Below are 12,166 nucleotides of genomic sequence, written 5' to 3'. Positions count from 1 at the left end.
GGTTCCGGTGACGGACTATTCCGACTTGCTGATCTTGAACGCGGCTTCCAGTACCACGAACAATCGCTTGACCTCCGCGCTCATCAGCGCAAAGCGCGCATCCAGCTCGGCGCGCACGTCATCACTGTCGGTGGACTCGAGCTGGTCGACGGCGCCGTCAAGCAGCTTGAACTTGCGCACCACCAGATCCTCGCCGAGTACGAACGAGACGTGGTCATCCAGAGTCAGGGCCAGTCGGGTGACCTGCTTGCCGGTCTCCAGATGCTTGGCGATCTCGTCGTTGTCCAGCTCCATGCGCTGCACCTTGACCACCGCGCCGTGATCGGCCGGATCGCGCAGTTCGCATTCGTCGCCGATGCTCAGGCCATCGGGCAATGGCTCGCCGGCAACCCAGCCGGTCAGGATCGAGCGTGGAGCGACTTCGGCGCTCAGCGGCAAGGCTGGGAAACTGCCCAACGCGCGGCGGATCTCGCTGCAGACGTTCTCCGCGCTCTTGCGGCTGGAGGTGTCGATCACCACGATGCCGTGTTCCAGGTCGAGCAGCGCATCGGTGCGGCTGGGCTTGATGAACGCCCGCGGCATCAGCTCGGTGATCAGCTCGTCCTTGATCCGCTTGCGGGTGCGCCCGCCAGGCTTGCGGCCTTCAGTCTGTTCGATCTGGGCCAGCTTGCGCGCCAGCATGTCGTTGACCACAGAGCCGGGCAGCAATCGATCCTCGCCACCCATGGTCAGCCACAGCGCATCCCCCAGCCGATGCGACAGCTCCTCGGCATCACGGCCGAACGGCGAGATGAAGCCGCGTGAGGACAGCTCCAGTGCGCCGACCGGCTTGAGCTGGCATTCCTGCAGGCCGGCATCGAGATCGTCGAGTTTGGTGCTGGGGGGGAAGCGGAACAGGGTCAGGTTGCGGAAGAACATTCGATATCCGGGAAAGAGGCAGCGGTCGTGCGGACTGGCCATTCTACCGGCCGCGGCCCGCGTTGCCCGTGCTTCGGTAGGCAAGTGTCGTGTCGCTTGCGCGGCCGCGCTATTGTGCAGGGATGAACGACAGCGACGACCCAGCTGACATCGAACGACGCCTGGTGCAACTGCGCCACGAACACCGTGAGCTCGATGCCGAGATCGCCCGGCTGGTCGCGTCCGGGCCGGACGCAGCCGACGAGCTGGCCTTGAAACGGCTGAAGAAACACAAGTTGTGGCTGAAGGATTGCATCGCGCGCCTGCAAAGCGCATTGATCCCCGACTGGCCTGCGTGAGCCTGGAATCCGGCGCTGCGTGGAAGCCGCCGGCGTTGGATCAGCCCGGTCGCTGGTAACCGCCGGCAACGCCATTCTTCGACAGCACCCATTGCCACAGCTGCAACTCGCGGGCGCGGAACGCACCGGCGCACGAGAGCAGGTAATAACGCCACTTGCGGCGGAACGTCTCGCCCAGCTCGTCGGCAAACTGCGGCCAGGCCGCCTCGAAGTTGGCATGCCAGGCCATCAGGGTGGGGTCGTAATAGGCACCGAAGTTGTGCACGTCCTCGGCAACGAACAGCCCGTCGATGGCATCGCCGATCTGGCCAGTCGATGGTGTCTCGCCGTTGGGAAAGATATGCTTGTCGATCCACCGGTCCGGCACCGCGTCGCGCTGGTTCTTGCCGATGGAGTGCAGCAGGAACAGGCCATCGTCGGCCAGGCAACGCTCGGCAACCTCCATGTACTCGCGGTGGTTCTTGTGGCCGACGTGCTCGAACATGCCGACGCTGGCGATGCGGTCGACCGGCCCACCGAGGGCGTCCTGGTCAAGCTCGCGATAATCCTGCAGGAGGAACTCCAGCGGCAACCCCGCGTAACGCTGCTGGCTGTATCGGGCTTGTTCCTTCGATACCGTCACCCCGATGCAGTGGACGCCGTAATGTTCTGCGGCGTAACCCATGAAGCTGCCCCAGCCGCAACCGATGTCGAGCACGCGCATGCCCGGCTTCAGGTCCAGCTTGCGACAGATCAGGTCCAGCTTGGCGACCTGGGCCTGGGCAAGAGTGTCGGCGTCACGCCAGTAGCCGCAGGAGTAGACCATGAGCGGGTCGAGCATCGCTTCATAGAAGCGGTTGCCCAGGTCGTAATGGGTCTTGCCGACCTGCCATGCGCGGGTGCGGTTCTGGCGGTTGAACATCCGCACCTGCAACGCGTGCCAGGCAATACGCGCCGGTGCTACCTCGCGTTCGAGATGGGCCCGCAACAGACGGTCGAAGAAGCCGTCCAGCTGCTCGCAGTCCCAGGCGCCGGCCATGTAGGCCTCGCCGAGGCCGAGGTTGCCCTCTGCCAGGGCACGTTCCAGAGCGGCCGGATCGTGCAGTTGCATGTCCCAGGGACGATCGCCGTTGATGCGGATGTCGGCTTTGCCGAGCAGGCCGGCCACCAGCTGTTGCGGAGCATTGGCAAGTGGCGGTGGCGGGTCGGGTGACTGGCCGCTACCAGGCGCGTCCGGTAAGACGGTGTCAGCAGCAGCAGTGGCGGCGGGTGGCGGTTGAGCCATTGCACAGTCCTCGAGCTGTGGTCGCGGCGACCGGCCCGAAGCCGGCATACATCGATCACGGCCGGCCCGCGACGGATCCGGCGGCGCTATTCATCCTACCTCTACCATGAACCGGCCGCAGCACGCTGGTCAGGGGTTGGTGGGAAGCGCATCCGGGTCGGGTTTGGCGGCCTCCGGACTGACCTTCTCGATACTGTGGCGAAGCTCCCGGCCGAGGATGAACTTGGCATCGCGCGCCCAGGTTTCCAGCAGTTGGTCGAACACCAGCTTGGCGTTCTCGTCGAGCCGGACCAGCTTGATCTCGCGCAGCTTCTGGATGAAGCCGCGGAACAGGGTCTTGTCGAAGAACTCCGGCGCGGCCGGGGCGTAGAGCAGGCTGAGACGTTGCGCGGCAAGCTGGCACAGGCTTTCCAACTGACCGGTGGACAGGGTGCCGCTGCCGTTCTTCACCAGCACCGAGATGGTGATGTAATAGCGCTCGAACGCCTGCTGCAGGGAATGGCCGATTGCGCGCAGCCGGAACACCTCGTCGCTCTGACCGGCATTGCGGGCCAGGATGCCGCCGTCCTCGTCATTGACGCGCTCCAGCAGCCCTTCGCGCACGAAGATGTCGATGGTGCCGGTGAGGCGCTCCACGAACTCGTCCTCGCTCCACGGCAGGAACAGCTCGGTCTGCAGGAACGGATACACGCTGCGGCCCAGCCGCAACACGCTGTCCTGAGCCATGCGGCGGTTGTTCTGGAAGCAGCAGGCAATCCACGAGGCCGCGGTAAACAGGTGCAGCACGTTGTTGCGGAAATAGCTCAGCAACACCGACTGGTCGCCGCCGACCTGCAACACGTCGCCCAGTGGGTGGGCGGTGCGGGTCAGTACGCCGATGTCTTCGGCGTGGGCGATGATCTGCGCCGGTGTGTGCGGAGTCACGGTGACCCGGTCCGAGTACGGCAGCTCGGCCAGCAGCGTGGTTGACAGCGCGATCTGGGCCAGCAGGTCGGCCTCGCCCATGGCGTGCTTGGGCGTCGACAGCAGCGCCAGTGCGAGCAGGTTGATCGGGTTGACGTCGGCCGCGCGGTTGACGTTGACCTGGATGCGCCGGGCCAGCGACTCGACCGTTCCCGACAGCCAGGCCGGCTTCTCGTCATCGCCCAGCGCCTTGCCTTCCCAGTCGGGCGCGTGCTCGGCGAGCACGTCGTCGAGCTTGATCGGCTCGCCGAAGTTGACCACCACCTGGCCGTAGTTGGAGCGCAGTACCTTCGGGATGCCGGCCAGCAGTTGCCAGATCGACTCGCCCTTCTTCTGTTTGCCCGACAACTCGTCCAGGTAACTGTTGCCCTCCATCAGCTTCTCGTAGCCGATGTAGACCGGCTGGAACAATACCGGGCGGGTTGGCTGGCGCAGGAACGCGCGTACGGTCATCGATACCATGCCGCCCTTGGGAGGCAGCAGCCGGCCGGTACGCGACCGGCCGCCTTCGACGAAGTACTCGATCGAGTAGCCACCGGAGACCAGCTTGGCGACGTACTCGCTGAGCACGGTCGAATACAGCATGCTGCCGCGGATACTGCGACGGATGAAGAACGCGCCGCCCTTGCGCAGCAACGTGCCGATGACCGGCAGGTTGAGGTTGATGCCGGCGACGATGTGCGGCGGCACGATGCCACGGGTGTACAGCAGGTAGCTCAGCAGCAGGTAATCCATGTGGCTGCGATGGCAGGGCACATAGATGACCTCGTGCCCCGGCGCGGCCTGCTTGAGCTTGTCCAGGTGATGGACCAGCACGCCGCGGTAGATCCGGTTCCAGACCAGGGTCAGCAGGAAGCTGGCCGAGCGCACCACCGGGTGGGAATAGTCGGCGGCGATTTCGTAGGCGTAGCCGTGGGCCTTCTTCCACGCCTCCGCGGTGCTGGAATTGTCGCGTCGTGCCTGGTCGGCGATGGCGTCCTTGACCGAGTCGGTGGCCAGCACCTTGTCGACCAACAGGCGTCGGGTCGACAGATCCGGGCCAATGACCGCGGCGCGGATGCGGCGGAAATGGGTGCGTAGCACGCGTGAGAGCTTGCGCACCGTGCGTTCCGGCGGCAGGTTCTCGGCAATGATCCCGCGCAGGCTGATCGGTGGCGCGAACCTCACCGTGGTGGCGCGGCCGTTGAGCAGGATCGCCAGCAAGCGGCGGAAGCGGCCGACCAATGCCCAGTTCTCCGAGAACAGGACCGAAAACCAACCGCTGGTCTTGTCCGGTGCGCGGCCGACGAAGATCGATACCGGCACCAGCAGGACGTCGAGCGCGGGGTCATCGCGGTGGGCTTTCAGCAGCCGTGCCAGCGATTCGGAGTGGCTTTTGGATGATGGCGGTGCGCTACCCAGCGACTGCTGCAGGGGTGCCAACGTGCTGGCGTTGCGCCGCGACAGCGCGACATACGCGCGTTTGCGTCCCAGTGGGTCACCGGGCAACGGTTGCAGCGGTGAAGGCAGGCCGCTGTCTTGACACGCCCGCTCCAGAATCAGGGCATTGGACAGGCCGTAATGCTCGATCACATAGCAGATGGGATGCTCACCCAGCCCGGCTGCATGGGCCGCCGGCTCCCTGGGTTCAATCGTCAGCGCGATCCATGGCGCCAACAGGCGGCCCAGCAGGCGCGCCCACCAGGGTCGCCCCGAGTCCTGTGAGCGCTCCGAGGCGACACCTGCGGCCGTTGTCTTGTCCGTGACCGGCTCGGCTTCATCGCCCAGGGTCGACCCCGGCTCGAAGCTGGACAGCGACTGGTCGCGCGCGCGATCCGCCACCGGCGGGGTGGGGTGGGCCGCATCGCCGGACGACCCCGGCAAGTCCGGATGGCCCGCCGTCGCTTTCGCGGCGGGGTCCGTATTGGCATCGTCGCCAGGAAACTGCAGGGGTGTCTGTTTTGGCATCGGCGCCATTATGCCGGTTCGCTCGCGATGGATAGACGGCTCAGCGAACGGTGAGATCGGTCGGCGTTTCGAGGGTGGCCGGTGGTGAGCCCGGTTCAGCGCCGGTACTTGCAGCCGGAACCTGGGACCGGGCGTGACGCAACAGGTCGGTCAGGTACCAGTGTCCATCGTGCCGCTCGACCCGAACCTCGGCTTCGATGGCGATGCCGGCAAGGGTGTAAGCCACCGAAACCCGGGCCTGGTCACCGGTCTGTTCGAGAAGCCGGACCTTGGCGCTATCCAGCGCCTGGTCGAGATCCAGGCCGTAGCCGGTCAATGCCTGTTTGAAACGTGCGAAGAACGGGGCGAGGCGATCCAGGCTGCGATCCATCCCGGTCGTGCGAAACGCATCGGGAGCGGCCAGACCAGTCAGGCGCGCAGCAGCCACCAGTTGGGGTATGGCTATCCTGGCCTGGGCCACGTCACCCAATGGAGCCTGTTTGGCCCATTCGCTCAACGCCGCGATCAGCTGCACATAGTGCTCGCGCTCCGCGGTGCTGTAGTCAGCGCTGCCTTGCACATACTGGGTGGCGAACAAGCCCAACGTCGCCGCCGCGGTGCGCAACTCCCGGTCTGCGCCGGCAAATTGGCGGTTGTAGGCGGCCAGCAGGGTCTTCTCTGCCTCCGGTTCCGCCAACAGGGTGATGAATCCCGGCAGGCGGTCGTCCAGGGGCAGTTCGGTCAGTGGCCAGATAGTGCGTCCCTCGCTCCATGCAACGCTCATCCGCTGGTACAACGCTGGCGGCAAAGCGTGGCGCGAGTAAGCGGCCACGTCGTTGGCTCGAAGGTCCTCGACCAGCCGGTTAACCGCGGCGACCGGCCCGGTTGGCTCGGCGCTGGCCGGGGCCTCGGTCGGGGTGCGGTCGCACGCGACGCCCACGGTGGTGATGATCGCCAGCAGCGCGAGGGCCGATAACAGTCTTGTCGATAGCAGCCTGAAGGTGTTGCGTCGGATCAATAGCATGCAGCGGCTCCCCAGTCGCAGTCCGGCATCTTCGCCGCCACCGGCCCTCGTTACAAGCCGAGTCGATGAGCTGGACAACAATGGCCGCCCACCGCGGTCAGCGTCCACGGACTTGCAGGCAGAAGGACGCGCGAGCGCACACGATCAATCGTGACCCGGTTCCACGACAGCGCCCGCAGTGTCCAGCGCGGCGCGCTTTGCCTCGCGTTGCGCTGCCGGCGACAGGCTCCAGTCGTTACCGAACAGGGCCGGCAACCAATCGCCATAAGTCGGATTGGACAGCATCCACCAACGCTCGCCGAAACGGTCGCCGTATTGCTCCAACAGCGCCTGCCGATGGGTGCTTGTGTTGGGTTCGACCTGGACAAAATCACCCAACTGGTCGCCGAACAGCATCAGCACCCGATAGTTGCGACCAATCAACTGGCGACGGCACTGCTTGTCGCTGCTGGAGGGTTGCTCGCAGTGCTCGACCTGCAGGCCCTTGCCCAGGAACACCGAGTCGTCGGCGACCGGCAGGCCCACCGCGCGCAGGTTGGCCAGGGTTGCGGCCTGCTGGTCGTGGTTACGGTTGGAGATGTAGATCATGGTGATGCCGCGGGCACTGGCCGCCTGCGCGAACTCGAGCACGCCGGGGACCGGGCGGGCGCTTGCCTCGGTGACCCACGCCGCCCAGGTGACAGGGTCGTATTGCAGCCCGGTCTGGATCAATTGCGCTTGGTAGGGCGAGTTGTCCAACACGGTCTCGTCGATGTCGACGATGACTGCCGGCTTCAACCCGGTTGCGGGGTTGGCGCGCTCATCGGCGACCAGGGCATCCCATTGCGGGTCGGCCAGGGCGGCGTCGAGCTGGTCCGCTGCGGCGCGATAGGTCTGGGCCGCGGTGGCACGAAACTCAACCGATGACTGCATCCACAAAACCGCGTTGAGGTTGTCGTCCGCTGCGGCAACCAAGGCAGACGGCTGGACCTCGGCCTTGGGGGCGCCCGTACCTGGATGAGTGAGGCCGTGCTGGCAGCCCGATAGCGCAACTACGCTGGATAACAGTGCGGGAACAAGCAGGCGACGATGCATGACGGGCTCCGGAGAATCAGGTCTGCGAGTGTAGCGGAGGGTCTGCAACCAAAACCCCGGCCGAAGCCGGGGTTTTGGTGGTGCGTCCTTGCCGTGGTTGGTCAGTCGACGCGGGCCTGGATGCTCGCGCGGCTGTAGGCGCTTTCACCGACCATCAGGATGTAGTACGTGGTGGCTTCCGGGTTACGCACGCGGACGGTCTCGTTGTTGCCCGGGCGTGAGGACTCGTGGTCATACGCCGCGGTGGTCGGCGCCTCGCCGGCGCTGACATACACGCTGATGTTGCCGCTGCCGCCGTAGGTCATCACGTTCAGCAACCGCGAGCCGGCCGGGACCTCGATGCTGTACAGCGTTTCGCTGCCCGACGCGCCGGACAGGTTGCGTACGGCCACCCTGTTGGTCAGCTCGATCGCATCCGGAGCGCAGTCCTCCACGGCAGGATCGCACGGCACTTCCATCGCCTTGGCAAGTGCATCGGGGGCGTCAAGCAGGCCACTGCCGATGTCGCGATCGGGAGTAGACGGGAACGGCCGTGCACTGTCGACCAGGATGGCTTCCAGTTCGGCCGGCGTCTTGGGTGCCTGGCCTGCTGCAACCACGGTGCTCTGGACCAGCGCGCCTACTGCCGCAACGTGGGGGGCGGCCATCGACGTGCCGGCCATGCCCATGTAAGTGACCGCACCCAGTTCCGGCGACGTAGCGGAGTCGTTGCCAGCCTGCCAGACGTAGCCGTCTGGATTGCCATCGGTAACCCCACCGCCGGGACCTGACAGGTCGACGTTGTCGCCGTAGTTGGAGTAGTAGGCGCGGGCGCCGGTGATGCCGGCGGCGCCGACCGAGATGACGTTGTCGCAGCTGGCCGGTGAGTGGTTGGCAGCATCGCTATTGCTGTTGCCCGCCGCGACCACCACCGTGGTACCCAATCCGACCGCCTGGTTGATCGCCGCCTGGCTGGTCGGGTCGCAACTGCCAGTACCGCCCAGGCTCATGTTGATGATCTCGGCGGGGTTGGTATTGGTGGGCACGCCGGGAACGTCGCCGCCCGCGGCCCAGACGATCGCGTCGGCGATGTCGGAGGTGTAGCCGCCGCATTTGCCGAGCACGCGCACCGGCAGGACCTTGGCGTTATGGGCAACGCCTGCCATGCCGACGCCGTTGTTGCTCAGTTCGGCAATCGTGCCAGAGACGTGGGTGCCGTGGAACGAACTGCCCGAGGGTTCCACCTCGTCGCATTCGCCAGCGTCATACCAGTCGCCGTAGTCGTGTGCGCCAGGTACGCGCTCATCGGTCGGACGACGCGATACCTCGGCGTCGGTGATGAAGTCATAACCGGCCAGCATGTTCGCATCCATGTCCGGATGGTCGATGATGCCGGTGTCAAGCACCGCCACCACTACGCCTTCACCGGTGGAGATGTCCCAGGCTTCCGGTGCGTTGATGCCTCCAGCCGTGTCTTGAAGGTGCCACTGGTACTGGGCGAAGTACGGGTCGTCGACCACCAGTTGCGGCTGTACCAGGTCGCGGCTGGCGACCTGCCCGCTGGTCTTGTCGATCGCATGCATCATCCGGTCGACCTGGACGGACTTCACCGCCGGGTCGGCAGAAAGCTCCCGCACCAGTGCCTTCAGTGCCGCCGGGTCGAGATCCCGGTCCAGCCGAACCAGGTCGGCGCCCACGGCAAGTTTGCGCATGTACCGGGAATCGGGTGCCTTGGCGCCGCTGCGAGAGCTGGCCGACAACATTGCACGGCTGCGCGAGGCGGCGGTATTGACGGTCTGCAACTTGGCTGCGCGGGACAGGTTGCTGTCCTGGTAGCGAATGATCAGGCGGGCGCCGTCCTGGGCTGCGGGGGCAGCCTGGGGAGCACCACGGGTCGGCAGCGGTGCAACGCCGGCAGCCATTGCCGCGGGGGCGGCGAGGGTGACTGCCACTGCGGTGGCGAGCAGGCTGATGCGGAACGATGGGTTCTTGCTATTCATCTGGCACTTCCTCGTGGTGATTGACATGCGGGTATTTGAAAAGCGTCGATCTGGAACAGGCTTGTTGCTGCAGCATTGCGGTGGCGGGGCCAGGAAGTCCTGATTCCGACCCCGCCGGGGGAATTACCAGCCAAAGCCGACACCAGCGCCGACAGAAGCGTCGTCGCCGCTGAATGCTCCGCCGAAGGTCACCGTGGCGCGGTCGGACAGGGCGCGCTGGTAACCGACCGACAGCGCCGATGCGCCGTTCTGGAAGCCGACGCCGACACCGACCCGGTTCGGGGTACGGACGCCTGCTGCACTGGTGGCCATGTTCAACATCGCCGCGCTCATCGCGCCCATCTGGTCGAACCGGTGGTCGACTTCGTAGAAGCGCTCATTGACCTCGCCGCGCAACGCATTGAAGTCGTCGTTGAGCAGGCCAATGCTCTGGTCGGTATAGGCCTTGGCCGAATTCAACGCGTTGGTGGTGCTGGTGTCGGTGTAGTTGTAGGCCGAGGTCAGCGTCTGGGTCGCAGTGGTGTCGGTGTAGCCCTGCGCGCTGGCCAGGGTGGCGGCGTTGCCGGCTTGCACCTGCGCCACGTTGGTGGCATCGGTGTCAGCGGTGCCAGCCGCGACGTTGGTTACCCGGCGCTGGTTGCTGGCCGAACCGACGGAGACCGTATTGGCCTCGTCGGCCACCGACCCCTGGCCGAGTGCAACTGCACCCTCGGCCGTGACCGTGGCGCCTTGACCCAACGCGGCACCGCCGGAGGCGGTCACGTTGGTATCGGCACCGATCGCGACCGCGTTGCTTGCCGCCGCATCCACGCTGCTGTTGGTACCCACCGCGGTGCTGTTGGCCGCATTGACGACGCTATTGTTGCCAATCGCGATGTCGTTGCCGTCCTCCGCGTGGCTGCCATTGCCCATCGCGATTCCTCCGTCGGAGCCTGCCGAGGCAGCAGGAGCCGTACTTTGCGACGCTACAGCTACAGCTACAGCTGCAGTTGCGACTGCGGGCGCTGCTGCGGAGGTGGGAGTCGCCGCGGTGGCGGTCTCGGCTACCAGCGTCGTTGCCGACAGCTGACGCGGCCTGGTCAGGCCTGGGGGCAGGTTGTCGATCACCGCGTTGATGATTCCAAGCTCGACATCAATCGCAGTGAAAGCAGCACCGACATTGGTGTAGTTGCTGCCCTGGATCATGTAACTGGGCCCGCTGAAAATGCCTCCACTAAAGCCTGCGCCGCCGCCCAAGGCAGTGGCCATGGAGCTCAGCTGGAACATGTTGACGGCGTCGGTGTCGAATGTTCCTGCCGCGACATTGGTGATCTGTCGCTCGCTGCCGACCCCTCCCACAGAGAGGCTGTTGGCGCGATCGGCATGCGAGCCCACGCCCAATGCCACGCTGTTGTCGGCATCGGCAACGCTGTCGGATCCGATAGCGGTGCTGTCATCGCCTGGTGCCGTGGCGGCGCTGCCGACGGCGGTGCTGTTATAGCCGGACGCCGTGGACAGTCCGCCCAGCGAAGTGGCGAAGTCGCCGGTGGCTTCGGCGAGGAAGCCTACGGCCGCCGAAATATTGCCACTGGCAACACTTTCCGCACCCAGTGCCGTGGCGGCATCGCCACTGGCCAGGCTGAAGAACCCGCTTGCGGTGGATTCGATTCCGGAGGCTTCACTCAGCGAACCGGTCGCCACGCTGCCATCACCACTGGCGATCGCCGCGGCACCGGTAGCGGTGGCATACAACCCGCCGGCCTCGCTCTCGGCGCCGGTGGCGCTGGCGTACTCGCCAGACGCGTTGCTGTTGGCACCGCTGGCGGTCGCGTTGTCGGCCAAAGCCACGGCATTGAAGCCGTTGGCGGTCGCCTGGGTGCCGACCGCCACGGCGCCGGAGCCGGACGCGCTGGCACCGTCACCGATTGCGCTGCTGCTGGAGCCAATGGCGGTGGCGTAATCGCCTTCCGCGTAAGCATTGCTGCCCGCGGCCACGGAGTCCTCGCCCGCAACGATGGCTTCACCGTCGCCCGTTGCCTGGAACAGTCGGCTGGTCTCTTCGGCAGCGTCCGCCACGGAGTTGAGCTGGTCCAGGTTCACCGCATCGGTGCCCTCGGTACCGGCGGCGACGTTGGTGATCTGGCGTTCGCCGCCGACCTCGCCGACGGAGACGGTGTCGGCGCGGTCAGCCACCGATCCGGCGCCCAAAGCGACGCTGTTGGGAGCGGCAGCGTATGTGCCATAGCCCAGTGCGGTTGAATCATCCGCCTCGGCCCACGCCGCGGCGCCCACGGTGGTCGAGCCAATTCCGTCGGCGCTGCTCAACCAGCCGATGGAAGTGCTGTAGTCGGCGCTGGCCCAGGAACCATTGCCGAAGGCGGATGCGCCCTCGCCGGCGGCTTCGGTGGCGATGAACCCGAAAGCGGTTCCACCGACCGCCGTGCTTTCCAGGCCCGAAGCCGAGCTGGACTCACCTATTGCGGTACTGCTGGCGCCGCTCGCGGTCGCGGATGCACCCAGCGCCGTGGCGTAATCGTTGGAGGCGACCGAACCGTAACCGATCGCCGAGGACAGGAAACCGTCGGCTTCGGTATAGCTGCCCACGGCGGTGGATCCGTCGCCGTTGGCCGCACTGCGGAAACCATTGGCGGTGGCCTGGGTGGCCGCTGCCGTGGCTTCGGTGCCGGTCGCGGTGCTGTAG

General features: G+C 65.9%; 8 protein-coding genes. 1 reads left to right on the top strand and 7 read right to left on the bottom strand.

All coding sequences use genetic code 11. The features are described from left to right. Positions 1–15 precede the first annotated feature (15 nt). The gene (locus ACW7G0_RS13700) at positions 16–918 is read right to left on the bottom strand and encodes a recombination-associated protein RdgC (protein WP_456962828.1); all 903 of its coding nucleotides are present in this window, start codon (positions 916–918) and stop codon (positions 16–18) included. 122 nt (positions 919–1,040) lie between these two features. Between ACW7G0_RS13700 and ACW7G0_RS13695 the strand changes: the two genes are divergently transcribed. Then, complete coding sequence (locus tag ACW7G0_RS13695) at positions 1,041–1,256, top strand: YdcH family protein (RefSeq protein ID WP_456990467.1); 216 nt, start codon at positions 1,041–1,043, stop codon at positions 1,254–1,256. A gap of 40 nt (positions 1,257–1,296) precedes the next feature. Here ACW7G0_RS13695 and cfa read toward each other — a convergent pair whose 3' ends face one another. The 6 genes from cfa to ACW7G0_RS13665 all read right to left on the bottom strand — a co-directional run. Further along, a complete protein-coding gene (gene cfa, locus ACW7G0_RS13690; RefSeq protein ID WP_456990465.1) occupies positions 1,297–2,520 on the bottom strand; it encodes a cyclopropane fatty acyl phospholipid synthase in 1,224 nt (407 codons plus the stop codon). A gap of 129 nt (positions 2,521–2,649) precedes the next feature. Beyond that, complete coding sequence (gene plsB / locus ACW7G0_RS13685) at positions 2,650–5,439, bottom strand: glycerol-3-phosphate 1-O-acyltransferase PlsB (protein ID WP_456990463.1); 2,790 nt, start codon at positions 5,437–5,439, stop codon at positions 2,650–2,652. A gap of 31 nt (positions 5,440–5,470) precedes the next feature. Beyond that, positions 5,471–6,433, bottom strand: coding sequence for a hypothetical protein (locus ACW7G0_RS13680; RefSeq protein WP_456990461.1), 963 nt, complete (start codon positions 6,431–6,433; stop codon positions 5,471–5,473). Between the two features lie 144 nt (positions 6,434–6,577). Next, entirely contained in the window at positions 6,578–7,507 is a 930-nt protein-coding gene (locus ACW7G0_RS13675) for a 5'-nucleotidase, lipoprotein e(P4) family (protein WP_456990459.1), read from the bottom strand. Positions 7,508–7,608: 101 nt separating this feature from the next. Beyond that, a complete protein-coding gene (locus ACW7G0_RS13670; protein ID WP_456990457.1) occupies positions 7,609–9,486 on the bottom strand; it encodes a S8 family peptidase in 1,878 nt (625 codons plus the stop codon). A gap of 123 nt (positions 9,487–9,609) precedes the next feature. Continuing rightward, positions 9,610–12,166: YadA family autotransporter adhesin (locus ACW7G0_RS13665; RefSeq protein ID WP_456990455.1), on the bottom strand; the 2,557-nt coding region annotated here is incomplete at its 5' end.

This window comes from Lysobacter sp. A286, from assembly GCF_054052105.1.
The sequence above is the reverse complement of the archived record's forward strand: the minus strand, read 5'-3'. Positions and strand labels throughout refer to the sequence as shown.